Origin of the sequence: Aphanizomenon sp. UHCC 0183, from assembly GCF_009712065.1 — a bacterium.
In the GTDB taxonomy this organism is placed as follows: Bacteria; Cyanobacteriota; Cyanobacteriia; order Cyanobacteriales; family Nostocaceae; genus Dolichospermum; species Dolichospermum heterosporum.
In genome coordinates this window covers 1-20563 of the sequence record NZ_VILC01000076.1, presented here as the reverse complement: position 1 = coordinate 20563, position 20563 = coordinate 1, and the positions used below count along the sequence as shown (strand labels likewise).

Sequence of the window (20563 nt, the reverse complement as noted above, 5' to 3'; positions counted from 1 at the left end):
TCCCCTACTCCCCTACTCCCTGCCTCTTACTTACTTTGGATCAAGAAACCGAGTAGCAAAGTTCTCTGATCTTGTAGGTGACAATACCCGTGCTTTCAGAATTGCCGCCATTAGAAAGGCATAAGATAAAACACCAACTACTACCAAAAACAAAGCATTAATAGAACCCGTCGCATTCCATAAAGCGTGGAGTGCAGAAGCGCTCAAATAACCCACGGTGAGGATTTGCTTGCCTTTCAGGGGTTTTAACACAGCCAAACCAACAAAATAGCCTAAATACCCACTGTAAGCCATGTGTCCAGCCACAGAACCTAAAATGCGGGGAATAAGTAGCTGTAAACCGACTGATTGACCAGAATTTTGGGAAATTAAGGGTACATATTGACCAAGAGTTTCTAGTAAAGTAAACCCCACAGCGGAAGCTGTACCCAAGAGAATACCATCCAGCGGTTCCCAAACCCCAATCCGTTCTCGCCAGGGTGATCGGAGGGACTTGCCAATCCAATATGCTCCTAATACTGGTAGTATTTTCAGGAGTTCCTCCATTAACCCTGCACCAAAAAACATCCGTACTAATAATTCGGTGAAGGTAATCCCATCTGGAGATGTCGCATCCAACGTCCCAGGTAAGATATTTCGGAAGACTTTGATAAATAAATCTAAGAGAGGACTCAATAAAATTAAGATTGTACTCAGTGCCGTAGCCAGGAGTACCCACCAAGGCTTAGATTTACCACACAATTGATAAACAAAATAGTAAGCAGCAAAAGCGATGTAAGATCCCACAATTACTTGATTGGCTTGGGGATGACCTACCGTAGCAAACATTAATACCACGAAAACTACTGTTAAGATTCCTGGAATCAGGTAGGCTTTGCGAGTGAGATCCTTACCAGTAGAGATAATAGGAAATAATTGTGTGAAGCTTACAGAATCTTGCTTTGATGACAGATGTTGATAATTAACAGATGATAATACTGTCGCTTTACTGACATTGATCATTGTTTTTTGAGCAACAACTTCGTACTCAAAAATAAATTGTGGCCCATCAGCACCAAGGGAAATGCGATCGCCTAAATGTAATTCTTGACATCCTTTCAAGGGTTCTCCATTTAAAAAAGTGCCATTGGCACTATTTAAATCACAAATTACCCAGCTATGGCCGCTATAGGTCGTTAAAGAAACGGGACGAACTACCGCATGACGACGAGATACCATTCGGTATATTACGGCATCCAAGACAATTTGGCAGATGGGGTCACGTCCAATTACCATTTCTTTACCAGGAAGCAACAAGTAGCGAGATGCTGACTCGGAAACTTCGACCTTACTGGACACCAACCGCAGAAATGCATTCTGTCTTGCGTTTTTGCCTGTCATCTAGTTAGTGAGTGTGTCTAAACAAATTCTCCGGCTTATGCCATACCCTATCAGATTTTATAGTAGTAGACCTAATTTTAGCCATATTCACGGCTGCACCACCCCTAAATATACCATAGCTTCACTAGCTGTTATCCTTATTCAAAATACAAAATTGCAGAAAATTCTCCATAAGTAGTCGGACAAAATTAAATTCACTCGTTGAGAGAGGGAACAGGGAACACTTCGACAAGCTCAGTGCATCGCAGGGAACAGGGAACAGAAAAATCAATTGTGTAATTAATTCTGTCCCATTACTTATTTACCTGCTGCTATTAATCCCTGGCTTGAATCCTCGTTGTTCCCATTAGCTAAAATCTCAACGGTAGCGAGAAATTCATGCTCCAAGTAAGGCTTAGTTAAATAAGAATTTGCCCCCAATTCATAAGCTAACTGACGATGTTTATCTGCACTACGAGAGGTGAGAACAATAACTGGTTTTTTAGCAAAATCTGGGTTTTGACGGATATGGCTTAACAATTCAAATCCGTTCATTCTTGGCATTTCTAAATCAGAGATAATTACTTCAATTTCTGGATGTAGATGTAGTTGTTCCAAAGCCTCCATACCATTTTGAGCTTGTAATACTTGATATCCTGATTTTTGTAAAGTGAGACAGAGAGTTTGCCTCAGACTAATAGCATCATCTACCACTAAAATTACTTTTGGTGATTGGCTATTTCCTGATACATTAGCGGTTAACTGTTTGTAGGTGTGAGTGGCAACTGTCTCTGGTAAAGCCTGTTGATTTGCTGCGGGTGCCATCGGTAGCGACATGACATCCAATGTAGCTTGCATTTCTTTAGTATCAATAAGCAGCGTACCATCAATAATTAAGATCAAGTTACCATTAGCCAAACTACTGCAACCATAAACATATTTTGGTGGGGTAATGGAACTTCCTAACGGCCTAATTACTAATTCTTGTTCTCCAATAATTTGATCAACTTCTATGCCTACCATACCATGATGGCGACGCAATAAAATGATGGGGTTTTTCACCATTCCTGCTTCTGAATTATCTGGGAAATTTTGCAGATTATTTGTACTCAAAACTGCGCCATTATAGTACATTAACCCTGCTAGTTTTTGGATATTGACCATCAATTCATCTTCATCTGTCCGCCAATGTAAAAACTGTTTGCCTTCAAATTCTTTGATTTGTTGAGCAGAGGGAATAACTATTTTTTCAATACTATCTTGTAGTAAAGCGTAAATAACACCACCTGCTTGAACTAACATGAGTTTATCTGTAGTCATAGAGAAAGGAATTTTAAGAATAAATGTTGTTCCCTGCTGAGGTGATGATTGCACGGAAATTGAGCCGTTAAGTAATTGTATTTGGGTACGAACAATATCTAAACCCATCCCGCGTCCAGAGATTTCACTAACTTTCCCCGCTGTAGAAAATCCCGGAGCAAACATCATCTCTATTAATTCAGATTCGCTGAGGCGATGAACATAATCTCCACTATTATCATGGGGAATTAGATTAAGTTCTATGGCTCTGCTACGAACTTTTTCTAAGTTTAATCCTTGTCCATCATCATGGATTTCAATAACAGTTTGACTACCTTGATTATAGGCAAAAATCTCAATGATACCCTGTGGTGATTTGCCTCTTTCTCGGCGAATTTCTGGAGATTCAATCCCATGATCAAAAGAGTTGCGTGCCAGTTGCAAAAGGGGATCATAGAGTTTTTCGGCGATCGCTTTATCAACTAGAACATCTGTACCAGTTAGTTTTAATTCTACCTGTTTTCCATAAACATTGGCTAGATTTTGCACCATTTGCGGAAAGCGACTTAGGATAGTTCCTAAAGGTAACATTCTCGCTTCTACCAAGTTATCTATAATATTTAAGGTTAAGGTTTGTTGTTTCTCCCCAATTTGAGCAGCTTGTTTCATCAGTAATTCTAGGGATTCGGAAGTTTCTTGTATTTGCAGGGTTTCTTCCATTGCTGAATGCAGTGTTAACTGAAACTCTGAATATACATCCATTTCTAAGGAATCAAAATTTACTGAACTCAGGGACTGGGTGTGATGAGATGAGACATTATTCCCTTGTAATGGCAAATCTCGTAATTGATATAAAGTTAATTGGTGTTGGTGAAGTTGCTGACTTAATCTATCAATTAATTCTATAACTTGGTCATCATATAAAGTCCGTCTTTTTTGAGAAATTAGTAATTCACCTGTTATGTAATTCAGGCGTTGTAGTCCTTCCACATCAACACGGACAAAGGAAGATTGTCGAGAGTTTCTAGTAACTGCATCAGTAGTTTTTTCTTCTAATTGCTGATTAATTTTTGTATCATAGTTTGTGACCACCTCTTCACTAACTGCTGATGATGTCACACTTTCTAAATAAATATCATCTTGAACGCCTTCTGTTGTTTCTATGATTGGCATTGCGAGTATATTATCTGGCTCTAAAATAGATTCTCCTCCCCATATTGATTCCAGAAGGCTATTATTTTCTTCGAGTAATGAGGAATGAACTATTTCTTTGATTACTAGCAAATCTTGTAATTTAGGATGATCAAGCCAGTTTTTTTCGGCTTCTGTGACTGGTGGATAATTTTTATATTCTTTGCCTAATTCACGAATTTGCTGCCTTAATTTTTTGATAATGGGAATGGCACTATTATTTTGCTCAACAGTATATTGGAATTTAGCAATGGCTAAAATAATAATTAAAATTACACCACGACGATGGAGACATAAAGATTTGCTATCCCCTACTTTTTCTATAAAGTAAAGAAATTGTTCTAGCCAATGTTCTAAATAATTGACGGGATATTTCTGACTAGATGAAGGAATTAATAAAGATAGATTTAACTCTGATTCTGGTATTTCTCTGTACTGATTAAACCAGCCAAAAATATAGCGGATAGTTTTTAAATAAACCTTGGCATGAACTGGTTTTAAAGGTTGATTATTCCCATTGCTAAGAGTAATTAAAAACTGATAAAATTCTGTTGTATTATTAAAAAATGTATCAGCAAAAGATTGGTGGATAGATACCAGAGATGACTGAGATTTTGGGATCGTTGCCAAAGAACTGGTTGTGATTGCAGGAAATAAATCATCATTTGTCATATTTACAAGTGCTTGCAATTCTAAAGATGCTGAACCTCCAGAAGTGCGATCGCCCCCTAAAACAGCTATTTGTGCTGCTTTTAAATCAGTGAAAGCGATTTTAGCAATTTCTCGTACCTTTTGGGGATTTGCATCTAAAACCGCCATAATTGTGCGTGCCAATTTTTCCAATCCTGGTAGATTCAAAGATTCTGCCAAGCCAATAAATACTTCACTTTGAGAGTGGAGTAATTCACAGAATTCAGTATTATCTGGTGGATTAGTAAGAGCCTGATTCAGAATATCTAGACGTTGTTTTACTCCTACTTCAAAAATAGATTTAACAATATCAAATCCTAACTCTTCCGATGTCGGCACATGAGTTTCTGCTCCGAAAGCATCACCTAACTTTTCTTGGATTTGAATAAATACTGTAGTAGCTCGGTTCAAAAGTTCATCAGCATTGATGTTACTGCTAGTAACTTCTGCCGTCACTGCTAATTGTAGACATTCATAACCTTCAACAAGTAAAGTTTGTAATTCACTATCAATAACAACATTAGGATTATATAAAGCCTTAAATATATCTTCTAAAGAATGGGCAATTGTCATGATAGTATCGAGTCCAACATTTGCTGCCCCACCCTTAATTGTATGGGTTGCCCGCATTAAATTATGTATTTTAGCTGTGCTAGAATTTTCAACTAAAGTATATAAATCTTGTTCAATAGTTTGCAATAATTCCGGTGCTTCGCCCAAAAAATAGGCATAGCCTTGTTCACGAATTGCTTGATCTGTAATCATAATTTTTGATTTTAAATTTTAAATCGAGGAGTTCAGCAGGTAGGGGCGCAGGGCCTGCGCCCATTCAGGAGTATGGCTAACCCCACTCTGCGCTATCAAGAGTTCAGGAGTTCAGGAGTTCAGAAGTTCAGAAGTTCAGGAGTTCAGGAGTTCACGAGTTCAGGAGTTCACGAGTTCACGAGTTCACGAGTTCAGGAGTTCACGAGTTCAGGAGGAAGAAAGAAATTTCTCCCTACTCCCCCTCCTCCCCTACTCCCCCTCCTCCCCTACTCCCCTACTCCCCTACTCCCCTCCTCCCCTACTCCCCCTACTCCCCTACTCCCCCACTCCCCACTCCCTATTTATTTGACTTTAAACTTACTAGCAGTCGCTAATAAATCCTGTGCCATTCCAGTTAAGCTTTGGAAAACATGGGCAATTTCTTGAGATTCCCCAAAGGTTTTGTTAGCGATTTCTGCCACATCATTCATGGATTTAGTAACTGTACCAGATTGCTGCATTTGTACTTGGGTGGCTTCAGTAATGCGTTCAATTAATTGACTAATTTCCGCAGTTGCAGACACAATGGCATTAAGATTTTGACGAGTTTCATTAACTAAGTTAGTTCCTTCGACAACTTGCTGAATCCCTGTTTCCATTGCTACAGCAACTTCCCCAGTTTCCGCTTGAATCTCCTGAACTAATTTTTCAATTTCGATAGTTGCGGCTGCTGACTGACGAGATAAAGAACGGACTTCATCAGCTACTACTGCAAAGCCTTTCCCATATTCACCGGCTCTAGTGGCTTCAATAGCTGCATTCAGAGCTAGAACGTTAGTTTGAGTGGCAAAGCTACTAATCAGATTTACAACTTTGGAGATTTTTTGAGATGATTCACTCAGACGTTTAATCTTTTTGCTGGTTTGAGCTACGGTTTCTCGAATGGCTTGAATAGCATTAACTGTTTCATTCATCGCGGTATCGCCAGAATCTACAGTTTTGTTGGCTTGTTGGACGGCTATCTGTACTAATTGGGCATTATTTACTACCGCTTGTGTAGAATTTACCATCTGTTGCAGATCACTTAAAGCCTTAGTGATTTCCCCAGATTGTTGTTCGGCTAAATGAGTCAATCCCACCAGTGAGGTACTGCTATTACTGGAGGTTTGGGCTACCTGTTGAGAAGCTGTTTGTACTTGAATAACGATCTGCTGTAGTGCTTGCACAGTCCCGTTATAAGCATCAGCAATTGTTCCTATTTCATCCTCAGTAATGGGGGCGCGGACTGTTAAATCCCCTTTGAGGGCTGGTTTCAGGGCAATTAGCAGTTGAATGGAACGCTGTTGGAGTAGTTCTTTGGCTGCTTTTTCTCTTGTTGCTGCTTCTGATAGTTTGGTTGATTGGGTTTGTAGCTGTTGTAAGAATTCTGTTTGTTGCAAAGCTAGTCCTAATTGATCACCAATCCGCGCTAACAGATTGGTTTCAGGCTCTTCCCAATGGCGGGTACTAGAGTTTTGATAAACTGCCAGTAGTCCCCAGAGTTTTCCGCCAAATAGGATGGGGACAATTGCATAGGCTTTGGCTTCAAATCCTTCCAGGAGTTCAATGTAACAAGTATCAAAGCTGGCTTGATAAATGTCGTTGACTATTAATTTGCGACCTTTTTTATAATCACCACCGTTCATGGCTTGCAAACAAGGGTCATTAAAGGCGGTTTTTAGTTCGGATGTAACTAGTTTGATCCAACCTGGGGCTACTGATTCGGCGACAAAATGACCACCCCAGTCTGAGGTGAATTTATAGACTGCGACGCGATCGCATTTAAATAGTTGGCGGATATCCTGGGTGGTAGATTTGAAAATTTCTTCGATCCCGGAAGTTAAGGACTGACGAATTTGGTTAACAATCTTGGAGAAGGTTTTTTCCTGTTCAACTATCTGGGCAATTTTGGCAGATTGTTGTCGTAATCTATCTAGATAATCAACTTGGGATTTAGCTAGGCTAAATTGCAATCCTATTTGAGTTAAAAAGTTGGCTTCTGAAGGTTGCCATTCACGGGTTGTAGAATTCTGATAGGCTGCTAATAAGCCCCATAATTTTTCTTCAAAAAAGATGGGGACGATGATGTAGGCTTTAACTTCAATCTGCTCTAAAATCTCGATATGACATTGAGCATAGCCAACTTGATAGATATCATTAACTACAGAGATTTCACCTTTGGCATATCTACCACCTTGGGTTTCTTGGAGGTGGCTATCTTCCCAAACCATTTGGAAGTCTGGTGTTACTACTTTTTTCCAACCCATACCTACTGATTCGGCGATAAATTTACCACTCCAATCAGGGAGAAATTGATAGACTCCCACGCGATCGCATTGCAGAGCCTGACGAACTTCTTGGGTAGTTGTTTTGAATATTTCTTCTACATCTAAGGATTGACGAATTCGGTTCACAGTCCTATTTATGGCTTTTTCTTGTTCAGCCCGTTGCGCTAATTCTTCTGATTTAGATTCTAGGGTTTGTAGATAATCTATCTGGGTTTTAGCTAGGCTAAATTGTAAACTTACCTGAGATAAAAAGCTAACTTCTGAAGATTGCCATTCATGAGGTGCAGAATTTTGATAAGCTGCTAATAAACCCCATAATTGATCGCCGAAGAAAATTGGGACATTGATATAAGCTTTAGCTTCAAACTGCTCTAATAATTCCAGGTAACAAGGGGTAATATTGGCTTGATAGATATCATTTACCGCTATGGCTTCCCCTTTAGCAAACCGCCCGCCCTTGGTTTCTTGCAGATAAGTATCTTCAATGATATCTGTCAGGTCTGTACTAACTAATTTACCCCAACCATTGCTCACTGATTCTGCAACAAACTTACCGCTAAAATCTGGATGAAATTGATAAACTGCAACCCGATCACATCGCAAAACCTGACGTAGTTCCTGAGTAGCAATTTTAAAGATTTCTCCCATATCCAAAGATTGCCGGATGCGGTTAATAATCTTAGTTAAAGCCTTTTCTTGTTTGGTAATCTGAGTTAATTGTTCAGTTTGTTTTTGTACTTTTCCCAGATATTCTCCTTGGGAAACAGCTACACCAAATTGTGAACCAATCTGATTTAAAAAGCTGACTTCCCAATCTTGCCATTCCCGCGCTCCAGTATTTTGATAAGCTGCTAATAAACCCCACAATTTTTCACCAGAAAAAATGGGAGAAATTATATAAGCTTTGGCTTCAAACTGTTCTAAAACATCAATGTGACATTGGGCTAAACCTACTTTATAGGTGTCATTAACGACAAAGGTTTCCCCATTGGCATATCTACCACCTTTTGTCTCTTGAAGGTGGCTATCTTCCCAAACCATTTTATAATCGGGGGTGACAACTTTCACCCAATTATTTCCCACAGATTCGGAGACAAATTTACCACTCCAATCATCACTAAAACGATACACCCCAACGCGATCGCATTTCAATAGTTGGCGGACTTCTTGAGTAGTCGTTTGAAAGATTTTTTCGACATCTGGCTGTTGTAAAATCTTAGTAATAACTTTCGCTGCTGACTGTTTAGCTAGGGAAGATTGTTTTAGTTCTTTTTGTAATTTAAATCCCTGAACTCTATAAGTGATTTCTGTGGTAATTTGTGATAAAAGTGTGGTTTCTGTTTCTTGCCATTGTCGAGGTATGCCACAGCTATGAACTACCAATAAACCCCACACTTTACTATCAATAAAAATAGGTAAGCTCAAACTAGCTCTAACTTGAAATTTTTCGAGTAGCTGCTTTTGGTAGGGGGTAACTTGAATTTTACTAATATCGTCAATAATTACAGGTTCTAAATAATCTGCACTGGTATAAACACCAAACACAATAGCCGCCAGAGTTTCATTAATCGCAGGTGTCCAACCAGTGCTTCTTGATTCAGCTAAAACAGTTCCAGTATCATCTGTGTTAAACTGATAAACTAAGACGCGATCGCATACTAACTTAGCTTTAATTTCTGCTACTGTTACAAATAATAACTTCTCCAAATCCCCAACTAGGCGCATTTTAGTAGTTATCTCTTGAAATCGCTGTCTCCAGATTTTAAATTCCTGGGCAATTAAACTTTTACTAGATGAATCATAATTAGATCCATTGCCATTATCTTTTTTCTTTTCTTCATTTTGTGATGTACTAAAAATGTTTCCAGCATCTTCATTTGGGTTTTGATATAAAGTTGTCATGCCATTAACCTCAATAATTGTAGTAAAGTGTAGGGAACAGGGAATAGGGAATAGAGAATAGGGAATAAAAATTATGATGACTAAACTTCTTATTCTTTATTGACTCCTGAATCCTTATTTAAGTATGTGTTCTCCAGATAGAAGTTTGCAGCATTGCTGAAGCATCCAAATTAAAAATCATTTGTTCAGAATCATTAATGAAATATCCCTGCAAAAAAGGTATCATTTCTGGATAAAAAACCTCCCCAGATGGTTGTTTCATTTGCTGGGTATCCAACCAATCAATATCTATGAGTTGACGGATTAATATTCCCAAATACTTACCTTCATGTTCTACCACTAATGCCATCATTTTGGACAAAACATTTGACCCTTGTAAAAGTGGTGAATAACCTAGCATTTCCTCCAAGTCAACCAACCACAACATTTCCCCCCGCCAATTATAAATTCCGACAACACAATTAGGCATTTGTGGAACACCACATATTTCTGTCAGTGGTATTTGCACAACTTCTGTAATTTGTTCTAGGGGAATTACTGCTGTATCTCTGACTCCTAAAGAAAAGCTCAAAAATTTTTGTTTGGTTTCCAAAATTAGTTCCCCCCACCCTCAATAACTCTTTTTAGCCCCTGAAAATGCAGATTGCTTTACCGAAAGGGTACAGACTTCTTCAAATTTTAAATCTAAAATCTAAAATTCGGTGACTAATCCACAATCCATCATTTAATCAATCTTTTTAAAGTCAGCACTAATTCTTCCTTATCTACTGGTTTAGCTAAATAAGCATCAGCACCTAACATATTCCCCCACATTTTATCTACATTACTGCTTTTAGTAGAGCAAAAAACTACAGGAATATTACTAGTTTCGGCATTATCTTTTAACTCCCGACAAATTTCATAGCCGCTTTTATCAGGCAAAATTACATCCAAAACTATTACATCCGGTTTATTGCTACCTATTTTAGATTGTGCTTCTGCACTATTTGTAGCGCAAACCACAAAATAACCAGCTTGCTGTAAGTATTTACTGATAACTTCCATATCAGTTAAGCCATCTTCTACTACTAAAACGGTACTCATAACAATTACCTATTGAATTCTTTTAAGAATGTTAACAAAAACAGCAAATCTCCAATTAGACAGATCAAATAAACACTTTTTGACGTTTCATTTTATCTCATTTAATAAATTATATACACGCTCCTTCATGATAACTATGTATTTAATACGAATTAGCATACCTAATCACAAATTTTAGGTGTGATAAATCATTCTTGCAAAGATTTAATGCTGGTTGTAACCAACAAAATAATCAAGAGTTAACACTGTTAATCTTAACACTATTTTATTATGACTATCTCCGTAAAAATTATGAATTTTTTGAGAAATATCTCAATAACAGAGTCAGTAAATAGGGTTTGCTGATAGCGCAGCGTGGCGTTAGCCATACCCCTGAATGGGCGCAGGCCCTGCGCCCCTACCTCTTGATAGCGCAGCGTGGCGTTAGCCATACTTCTAGCCCTCACAGACAACTTATTCAGCAAACCCTAAATACTAACTATCTAAATTAGTATCATGATTATTGTTTGATAAATTGGGGACGCGTAAATATTTACGGACTACATTCATAACCCGATCTGCTACGATTGGTTTAGAAATAAAGTCTGTAGAGCCGACAACTTTCGCCCGAACTCTATCTATTAAACCATCATTACCAGTTAATATGATTACTGGTGTCTCCGCAAAAGCGGAAATTCTGCGTAATTGTGTACATACTTCATAGCCACTGGCTATGGGCATAATCAAATCTAAGAAAATTAAATCTGGCTTTTGTTGGATGATAATAGGTAAAGCTTGGATAGCGTCTTGGATTTTAATAAATCTCAGTCCATGACGGGTCATAATTTCTTCTAAGATGTTACACACCTGGGGACTGTCATCTACACAAACTATTAATGGAGGAGCTTGATTTTTGGGGTTTCTACTAGTGGAACTACTAGATTCGACTGTTAAGGGTAAATCAGGTACTGAGACTAACTCAATAATGCCTTTAAGAATATAGGGAAGTAGGGAACGTGCTACAGGCATGACATCTTGTTTCATTCTGATGCTTAACTCCCGTAATGTGGATTGACCATTAATTAAACTCACAAAATTTTTATATACAGATGGATTTACCATTTGCTGTAGTTGTTCTGGTCGGCGTAAAACTGGCGCTAAATTAGGAGAAATATTTGTTAGTCCAGCTTGTGACCAAATTGACCACGCATCTTGCATTTGTTTAATGGACATATCTGCATTTGTGAAGCTCATAGGCATTTCTAATATGATTTTCTGGCTGTAATTGCAGGTGACAGCCGCAAAACCTAGTTCCTGAGCTAGATCAAAAAATAATTCAGCTACAGTGTTTTCCACAATGGCATGAATTTTTTCTCTTTGAATTTTCTGTCTTTTATGTAGCATCTCTATGAGATTATAATCCCAATAATCAATAGCTATATCTTCATAACGACAGCGAATTTTAGTGATATCAATATCAGGACAATGTTGAGCCATATTTCTGCGCCAACGCCTGAAGGGATGATCACTACCTGTAGCCCATACTATTCTGCCTAAACGGTAGTAGAAAGTCCATTCTCGTCCTTTAGAACTTTTGATATTTAGTTGTCCGTTATATTGGACTTGAGTACACTTTTTAAATTCGTTGAATAGGTTTTGCGCTTCTGTTACTTCTGGTTTGGTCATCATACTTTCCCTGAAAATTTATTGATTCAGTATTTATAAAAATCCATGTTTGGCTTGTTTTACAAGCATTTGACAATTTAATTGGGAGGATTAATACCTATGCCGACCTTCTAAATATAGATATGCAAACCAATAAAATCTTTACGATATTATTAATAGGGCTTCAGACGTTTGGCGAGGGTATTGGAGGATTACACACAAATGTAATTTAGTTATTGTTATGTAACAGTACTCAATATTTAGAATAGTAAGTAATTGGACAAAAATATTTACAGTCATTGCGAGGGAAGGGAAGCAATCACAACCCTTGGAATTGCTTCATTTCACTTCGTTCCATATGGCTAACGCCACGCAACGCTTACGCAATGACATTGTGTAATTAATTTTGTCTCACTACTTAGTAAATATTAAAAAGTCTCAGATTGATTTAGCGGTATGCAATTAACCATCTGTTTTATTTACTCAATAATCCTGTAATATTATACTCATTTTGTCTATGATACCATATCAGTAATAACGCTTGTTTTTAGGGTACAAGAAGCCATAAGTAATTATCAATTACCCATTTTTAATTCTGTTTTGTGATGTTGGTAAATTTAGTAGTTAAGTATTCTGATTGTAGCTGTTTACAGCTAGTCGAAGATTACCGTGATGGGCTGCTAATAGTTTTTTACCTGCTTCTTGGTCTAAGCTAGTCCAGTGCATTAATAATGCTAATTTCACCCATTTACCGCTATGTTCTAGTAAAAAACCAGCGGCTTCTCGACTTAAACCAGTGAGGTCTTGTAAGATGCGTAAAGCGCGATCGCGTAATTTTTGATTAGTGACAGCGACATCAACCATGCGATTCCCATAGACCTTACCTAGTTTCACCATTACCCCCGTCGAGAGAGTATTCAACACTAATTTGGTCACTGTTCCTGCTTTCAAGCGAGTAGAACCTGCTAAAACTTCTGGCCCTGTCAACAACCGGATATCAATATCAGCTTCAATACTAACTTGTTCGGCGGGAACACAGGCGATAAAAATAGTCTTAGCTCCCCGTTGACGCGCTGCATTAATGGCACCGTGAACAAAAGGAGTTGTTCCCCCAGCAGTAATACCGACAACTACATCCAATTGGGTAATTTGTCGTTGAGCGATCGCACTTTCCCCATCTTCAGACCGATCTTCCAAATCCTCAGAACTGCGGACTAATGCTCCCGCACCACCAGCAATAATCCCTTGTACCAATTCTGGGGAAGTGCAGAAAGTCGGTGGACACTCAGCAGCATCCAATACTCCTAATCTCCCACTCGTCCCTGCACCTACATAAAATAAACGTCCACCTTGACTTAGCCTTTCTGCTGTGCAGTCAATGGCTGCTGCTAACTGAACCTTCGCAGCCGCTACTGCTGCTACTGCTTTTTGGTCTTCGCTATTAAATAACTCCACCAATTCCAGGGAGTTAAGTTGGTCTAAATTGAGACTATTGGGATTAACTTGTTCGGTGAGTAAATGCCCTCGTTCCTGAAAATTTGTCATATATTTTGTGTCAGTTGTTAGTTGTGAGTTGTGAGTTGTCAGTTGTCAGTTGTCAGTCGTCAGTTTTTATTTACCCATAATGACCAATGACCAATGACCAATTGACCAATGACTAATAACTAATTATAATAAACCTTCCAGTTTGCGTCGAATACTGTCTAAATCAGAATTAGCAATTTCTGGCGCAGGTGGACTGTAAGATAAAAAGTCTTCATCAGTATCCTCTATTTCTGGTTCAGGTTGCCAATCAGTTTGTTTGACATTCGTTTCTGGTGGCAATACTAATTCGTTATTTTCCGCCACAATTTCCCAGAGATAGCCAGTGCTTTCGCAAAATTCCTTAACATCATCAGCATTCATCATTTCCACTGTCGGGACAGCAAAATCCTGTGCTTCTAACATTAAAGCAAAGCGGGTGGCATCATCCTCTGACTCAAACATGAGGATTTTATTCCCTTCTATCCCTTGAGCATTGCTAATCCGAATGCTGTGAATCCCCTCATTATCAGTGCCAGCATTGAACATTAGTACAAAAACACGCATTGTCTATCCTTTGATTCAGTTCTCTAATTTATCTTAAAGTTCAATACTGTATATTCATAAAAATCTCCAATAATTTTTGTGAGATTATTGGAAGTTAGGTAGGTGAACACAATAAAACCAAACTGTGTAAAGAAATGTAAAATCGCCCAAACCCTCTTCACTCTTGCCTCTTGCCTCTTGCCTCTTGCCTTTTGCCTTGCCATAACGACAATTTTCAACGCTCACCTACTTAGACCAAAAGGCATAATTTGCAAATTCTACCAAAACCAAAGTTTTTATTTTCGCACTTATCCCGTTATACTCTAAGAGTTAAGAGACTTCCAAATAAAAAAATGTCCCAAAACTGATGCAGAAATTCTCTCTCTGTGTACTCTGTGCCTCTGTGGTTCGTTTCTTAGGATAATTTATTTCTTGGAAGTCTCTAAACGTAAAATTATGTCAATATTCATTTATATTTCTAGTGCTGTGGATAACCTTGAGGCTTGTCCGGGTTCAGTAATTAGTGTTTTGCCAGATATCTGGTAATCAAAGCGTGCAAACCTATGTCTAACTCTCCTCGTCAAAATTCTCGCCCCGTTAATTCTGGGATTAATCGTCTATGGTGGACGATAATTGGTCGTGCTGGCTTAGGTATAGGTGCTTTGTTATTATTAGGAATTATTGGTGGTGTTTGGCGATTAAAGGGTTTTGTTGATCATGATTTAGTACCATTAGCAACCCAAGGTCTTACTAATACTCTCAATCGTCCAGTAAAATTGGGAGCAGTTAAATCCTTTTCCCTGACTGGTGTTCAGTTTGCCGCTTCGGAGATTCCCGCTACACCAACAGATCCAGATCGGGTAAATGTCAAAGCAGTAGATGTAGGATTTGATATTTGGAAGTTAGTTATTAACCGCAATCTTCGATTAGATGTAACTTTAATTAATCCAGATGTTTATGTTGAGCAGGATAGGCAGGGAAGTTGGTTAACGACTACTATCGCTCCACCTGCTGAGGCAGGACTGATTAAAACCGATTTAGATAAATTGCGGTTTCGGGATGCAAATTTGGTATTAGTACCGAAAGTTAGTGAAGGGGCAAAAATTTCTTTACCAGTCCCTGTGGGATTTTCTGGGGTTAATGGCACGGCTCAACTCTTCTTAAATAAAAATCGCCTAATTAAATTGGACTTGGCTGGTAAGGCTGTCAGTGGGGGTGATATTGCCATTGTTGGCGATTTAATTCCTGAGAAAACTTTAGCTGGGGATTTTCGACTTAAAGCTCAAAATCTTCTTGCCGCAGATATTACCCGGATTGTAACTTTACCACTGATTTTACAAACTGGTAAGGTTAATGGTGATTTGCGAATTAAGGTGATACCAAAGCAGAAAACCTTACTTTATGGCAATGCGGCTCTAGAAGGGGTGACGGTGCAAATTCCCAATCTGCCCCAATTGCTCAATAATAGTCAGGGAAATCTCAGTTTTGATGGATTGTTAATTAAATTAGATCATATAGTTACAAGTTATGGAAAGATTCCGTTAACAGCATCGGGTACTATTGATCAGCAAGCAGGGTTTAATTTAAAAGGGCGTGTAAATGCGGTAAGTTTGGCTAATGCCCAAACAACGCTAAATGTAAAGTTACCATTTCCGGTGAGTGGTATAGCTCAAGCCGATTTACAGATAGTGGGGAGAGTTTCCCAACCTGTATTGTCTGGTAATGTGAAGACGTTAAAAATTGCCCAAATTGATAAAGTTGATTTTGGGCAAGTTAGTAGTAAATTTGAGCTTATTAGTAGTCAATCTCTTCTGAAAATTACAGATATTCAAGGTAAAACTACCTATGGCGGCGAGGTTAAGGGTGGGGGGATAATTAAACTTGGTAAAGTATCGGCGCTGAATTTACAATTACAAGCGGAAAATGTGCCTGGGGATGCGATCGCTCAAGTATATGATATCAAAACTGGATTCCCCATTGGCCTGATGACAGCCACCGCGGAATTGAAGGGTGTGGCTACTAATACCCAAACTGTAGTTAAATGGCAAGCTCCTCAAGCCAAATACCCAGCAACGGGGACAAGTATTATTCATAGCGATCGCACAGTTTCCTTTAGTGATATAGTTGCCAAGGTTGGCGGCGGTATAGTTACTGGTAGTGGTAATTATAGTTATGATAGCAAGCGTTGGCAAGCTTTAACTCAAGCTAGTAAAATCCAATTAACATCTTTTGTTGACCAAAAACAGCAGGAAAATATTTCTCTAGCTGGGGCAGAATTTAACGGTAGGTTGCGTTTATCAGGAAATTCCTCGCCATTTCAAATAGAAACAATTATTCCTGAAAATGCCAATGTCAACATTGCGGGTGGCACAGTCAATATTTCCCAAATCCAATTAAATAACCAAAATTTTACCGCTTTATTACAAGGAAAAGACTTACGGTTAGCAACAATTGTTAAACAAGCTAACCCAATTTTAAATAATCCCCTATCAGGTAATTTTATGATTACCAGTAACAGGGAAAATTTCAGTCTAAAAACCTTTTCTGGAATCGGTGAAGCCTTTCTATATATTGGTGGAAGGACAATTAAAGCTGCTAATATTCAAGTAGCAGAAGGTCGCTATCAGGCAAAAATTCAAGCTGACAATATACCTTTAACAAAACTCGTAGGGGCGCAGGGCCTGCGCCCAGAAATGCAGGTCTCGCGCCCAGAAATGCAAGGACTGCGCCCAGAAATGCAGGGTTTGCGCCCAGAAATGCAGGGAATGATCACTGGTCAATTGCAAGTAGCGGGTTCGGTGGAATCATTCCAACCAGAAACTATTCAAGGAGAAGGGAAAGGCTATTTAACATTACCTAGTGGTATAGTTAAAGCTTCCGAGATTCAACTGAATAATGGCCATTATCAAGCCTTGTTAGCTACTTCAGGTTTGCAATTAAAGCCTTTTAATCAGCAGTTAAAAGGACAATTGGCAGGAAAGTTGCAAGTATCGGGAACTTTAGCGGCTCCCACATTAGCAGATGTGGCTGCTGTTGGTCAGGTGCGGTTGAGTCAAGGTTTATCAGGTATGGATGCACCTATTCAAGCTGATATTGGTTGGAATGGAGAAAAGCTAACTATTGATGGTTATAATAGTGCCAATTTTCAAGCTAATAGTTCAACGGCGCTCGCTATAAAAGGTTATTTATTAGCTAATGCTAAGAAATCGGGTATTCCAGAAATTACTGATGTTAATTTGAATATCCAGGCAAGAAACTATAGTCTGGAAGGGTTGCCAGTGCAACTACCTGATCTTGTTGATATTGCTGGCAGATTGGATTTTAGCGGACAGGTGACGGGAAAACCTACCGCTCCAAATATTACAGCTAAGTTAGGGTTACGGAATTTAAAAGTTCAGGAATTGGCTTTTGAGCCATTATTGACTGGTAATTTAAATTCTGTGTCAGGACAGGGGTTGAGTTTAGATGTTGCTGGTGTGAAAGACCGCATAGCAGTTAATTTAGATGGTAATAATCGCCCAAAATCCATTTTAGTTCAGTGGCAACAAGCATTGTTATCAGGTACAGCAACAGGATCTGATTGGGATATAAATGTGACTAATTTTCCTTTAAAAGCTTTGAATATAGCTTTACCAGCAAATACTCCTTTAAGTCCAGGAGGGGTGAGAGGATTATTAACAGGGAATTTGCAAATTAATTCGCAGACATGGGCTACAACGGGAGATATAGCCATTGAAGAACCGGAACTGGGGAGAATTAAAGGCGATCGCTTTGCAACTCAACTGCGATACGATAATAATACCTTCATCCTCAATAACAGCGAACTTCGCAAAGGTGAAAGTAGATATACCTTTACTGCCAACATCAAACCCTGGGCAAAAAAACCGCAACTGCGAGCAAATATCAACATTGACAAAGGTAATATTCAAGACATTCTCACCGCAGCACAAATCTTTGATATTCAAGACTTCCAGCGGGGGTTAAACCCACCTATCTACGGCAAGTCTGCGGATTTAACCACCCAATCCCAAGGCTTACCATTAGAGTCTCTATTTAACCAAATACAACGATTATCAGAAATTAATGCCCTACTAAATACCCAAAAACAAAAACGATTAGATACTCAACCTATCCCAGAATTAAGAGACTTAAAGGGGATTTTGAATGGTGACATTTCCATTAATACTGCCACAACGGATGAACCAAGAATAAAATTTAACTTCCAAGGACAAAATTTTACCTGGGGGAAACCAACAGAACCAAGTCGTTTTTATCGGGCAGAAAAAATCATAGCTGAAGGTGGTTTTACAGAAGGAACTTTGCGGTTACAACCTTTACGAATTCAATCGGAAAACAAGTTAATTGCCTTTACAGGTTACATTAGTGGTAAAACCCAATCAGGTAAATTAACAGTTGAAAACTTTCCCATTCAGCGATTTAATAATCTAGTGAAACTGCCGCTGGGAATTACAGGTAAGCTAAAACTTAACGCAGCCATAGCAGGTAATATTGCCAATCCTCAAGCTACAGGAGAATTAAACATTACAGAAGGAACAATTGATAAAAAACCAGTGGAATCAGCTAATGCCAGTTTCAGTTATGCTAATGGACGGTTAAACTTTGGTAGTCAGGTACTAGGAGTGGGGTCTGAACCTGCAAATATTGATGGTAGTATTCCCTATACTTTACCCTTTGCTTCTGAAAAATCGGACAGTGACAACGTTACTTTAAATGTCAATATCAAAAATGAAGGGTTGACACTTTTAAATCTCTTTACTAATGAGATAGCTTTTGAAAAGGGACAGGGAGAATTAGATTTAAAAGTTCGAGGAACTAGAAAACAACCTTTCGTGAAAGGAACTGCTTCTCTTGATAATGCTACCTTTAGCGCCCAAGCCTTACCAGGAAAGTTAACTAATGTGAATGGTAAAGCAATTTTTGATTTAACTCGTGTATTTATTAAAAGTCTTGAAGGTAAATTTAGCAATGGTAAAGTGGAAGCTGTGGGAGAATTGCCAATTGCTAATAGTAAAAATGTGCAAATAGATATTCCCTTGATGGTTAATTTAAGACAATTATCTTTAAATCTCAAAGATTTATATCAAGGAGGTGCTAATGGTGATTTAACAATTACTGGTTCTCTTCTCCAACCAATAATTAGCGGTAATATAGAATTATTCAATGGTCAAGTATTGTTAGCAGAATCTAAAGATGAAAATTCATCATCTGCAAAAATTAATGACCTTAATAAACTAGATACAGCGGGTAAAATTACTAAGTTAAATGATTTAAAATTAAGATTAGGGAAAAATATCCAAATTTCTAAACCACCAGTGTTCAAGTTCCAAGCTTCTGGAGATCTAACTGTGAATGGTTCTTTAGCTGAACCCATACCAGATGGACCTATTAAGTTAACCAAAGGTACAGTAAACTTATTTACTACCCAGTTAAATTTAGCAAAAGGTTATCCACAAACTGCTACTTTTAGTCCTCGTCAACCCCGTGACCCTGATTTGAATATTCGCCTATTTGCGAAGGTTTTAGACATAACTCAAAATAGTGATTTAAGTAGACAAGGTTCTCTAGGTTTAGCAGGGTTAGAAACTGTGCGAGTAGAAGCTAGTATTAATGGTTTAGCTAGTCAAATTAATGATAATTTGCAATTAAAAAGTAATCCTTCCCGTTCAGAAACACAAATTGTCACCTTGCTAGGAGGCGGATTTGTTGACAATCAAGGACGTGGTGATAGTACCCTGGGTTTAATTAATATTGCCGGTTCGGCTGTTTTCAGTAATTTCCAAGGTGCATTTAATGAAATTGGTGATGCTTTTGGTTTAAGTGAATTGCGAATATTTCCCACTATTCTATCTGAAAGACCAGAAGCAGGGAGAAATAACTCATCTTTAGAATTAGCTTTGGAAGCAGGAATTGATATTTCTGCAAAATTCTCTCTTTCTACCATTAAAATCCTCACGGCAAATGATCCCTTACAATGGGGGGTTAATTACCGCATAAATAATCAATTCCGTGTCCGTTCTTCCACTAATTTAACTGATGATAGTCGGGCTGTAATTGAATTTGAAAGAAAATTTTGAGGAATCAAGCCGTAGGGGCGCAGGGCCTGCGCCCATTCAGGAGGAAGAAGGAAGAAGGAAGAAAGAAGAAGGAAGAAAGAAGAAGGAAGAAAGAAGAAGGAAGAAAGAAGAAGGAAGAAAGAAGAAGGAAGAAAGAAGAAGGAAGAAAGAAGAAAGAAGAAA

At 38.5% G+C, this 20563-nt stretch carries 9 protein-coding genes; 1 reads left to right on the top strand and 8 read right to left on the bottom strand.

Translation table 11 applies throughout. The features are described 5' to 3' along the window. Nucleotides 1-30: 30 nt before the first annotated feature. The 8 genes from FJR37_RS20045 to FJR37_RS20010 all read right to left on the bottom strand — a co-directional run bounded on the left by FJR37_RS20045 (nucleotide 31) and on the right by FJR37_RS20010 (nucleotide 14327). On the bottom strand, nucleotides 31-1380 hold the full coding sequence (locus tag FJR37_RS20045) for a PrsW family glutamic-type intramembrane protease (protein WP_168466932.1): 1350 nt from the start codon (nucleotides 1378-1380) through the stop codon (nucleotides 31-33). Nucleotides 1381-1677: 297 nt separating this feature from the next. Next, a complete protein-coding gene (locus tag FJR37_RS20040) occupies nucleotides 1678-5304 on the bottom strand; it encodes a hybrid sensor histidine kinase/response regulator (protein ID WP_168466931.1) in 3627 nt (1208 codons plus the stop codon). 341 nt (nucleotides 5305-5645) lie between these two features. Next, nucleotides 5646-9512, bottom strand: a complete 3867-nt coding sequence (locus FJR37_RS20035; protein ID WP_168466930.1) for a GAF domain-containing protein — start codon at nucleotides 9510-9512, stop codon at nucleotides 5646-5648. A gap of 118 nt (nucleotides 9513-9630) precedes the next feature. Next, on the bottom strand, nucleotides 9631-10104 hold the full coding sequence (locus FJR37_RS20030) for a chemotaxis protein CheW (RefSeq protein WP_168466929.1): 474 nt from the start codon (nucleotides 10102-10104) through the stop codon (nucleotides 9631-9633). Nucleotides 10105-10232: 128 nt separating this feature from the next. Then, nucleotides 10233-10595 carry a response regulator transcription factor gene (locus FJR37_RS20025; protein WP_039204871.1) on the bottom strand — a complete coding sequence of 121 codons (363 nt, stop codon included), beginning with the start codon at nucleotides 10593-10595 and terminating at the stop codon, nucleotides 10233-10235. A gap of 474 nt (nucleotides 10596-11069) precedes the next feature. Beyond that, complete coding sequence (locus tag FJR37_RS20020; protein ID WP_168466933.1) at nucleotides 11070-12260, bottom strand: response regulator; 1191 nt, start codon at nucleotides 12258-12260, stop codon at nucleotides 11070-11072. Between the two features lie 603 nt (nucleotides 12261-12863). Continuing rightward, nucleotides 12864-13784 carry an N-acetylmuramic acid 6-phosphate etherase gene (gene murQ / locus FJR37_RS20015; protein ID WP_039204873.1) on the bottom strand — a complete coding sequence of 307 codons (921 nt, stop codon included), beginning with the start codon at nucleotides 13782-13784 and terminating at the stop codon, nucleotides 12864-12866. Nucleotides 13785-13907: 123 nt separating this feature from the next. Next, on the bottom strand, nucleotides 13908-14327 hold the full coding sequence (locus FJR37_RS20010; protein ID WP_027400778.1) for a DUF3110 domain-containing protein: 420 nt from the start codon (nucleotides 14325-14327) through the stop codon (nucleotides 13908-13910). A 542-nt stretch (nucleotides 14328-14869) separates the two neighbouring features. On the opposite strand from FJR37_RS20010, the gene FJR37_RS20005 reads away from it, so the two are divergent. After that, a complete protein-coding gene (locus FJR37_RS20005) occupies nucleotides 14870-20401 on the top strand; it encodes a translocation/assembly module TamB domain-containing protein (protein WP_168466928.1) in 5532 nt (1843 codons plus the stop codon). Nucleotides 20402-20563: the final 162 nt, after the last annotated feature.

What these genes read in the sequence shown, in the direction of transcription:
- FJR37_RS20045 (WP_168466932.1), bottom strand. Translation starts at nt 1,380, where the DNA reads ATGACAGGCAAAAACGCAAGACAGAATGCATTTCTGCGGTTGGTGTCC.
- FJR37_RS20005 (WP_168466928.1), top strand. Translation starts at nt 14,870, where the DNA reads ATGTCTAACTCTCCTCGTCAAAATTCTCGCCCCGTTAATTCTGGGATT.
- FJR37_RS20025 (WP_039204871.1), bottom strand. Translation starts at nt 10,595, where the DNA reads ATGAGTACCGTTTTAGTAGTAGAAGATGGCTTAACTGATATGGAAGTT.
- FJR37_RS20020 (WP_168466933.1), bottom strand. Translation starts at nt 12,260, where the DNA reads ATGACCAAACCAGAAGTAACAGAAGCGCAAAACCTATTCAACGAATTT.
- FJR37_RS20035 (WP_168466930.1), bottom strand. Translation starts at nt 9,512, where the DNA reads ATGACAACTTTATATCAAAACCCAAATGAAGATGCTGGAAACATTTTT.
- FJR37_RS20010 (WP_027400778.1), bottom strand. Translation starts at nt 14,327, where the DNA reads ATGCGTGTTTTTGTACTAATGTTCAATGCTGGCACTGATAATGAGGGG.
- FJR37_RS20040 (WP_168466931.1), bottom strand. Translation starts at nt 5,304, where the DNA reads ATGATTACAGATCAAGCAATTCGTGAACAAGGCTATGCCTATTTTTTG.
- murQ (WP_039204873.1), bottom strand. Translation starts at nt 13,784, where the DNA reads ATGACAAATTTTCAGGAACGAGGGCATTTACTCACCGAACAAGTTAAT.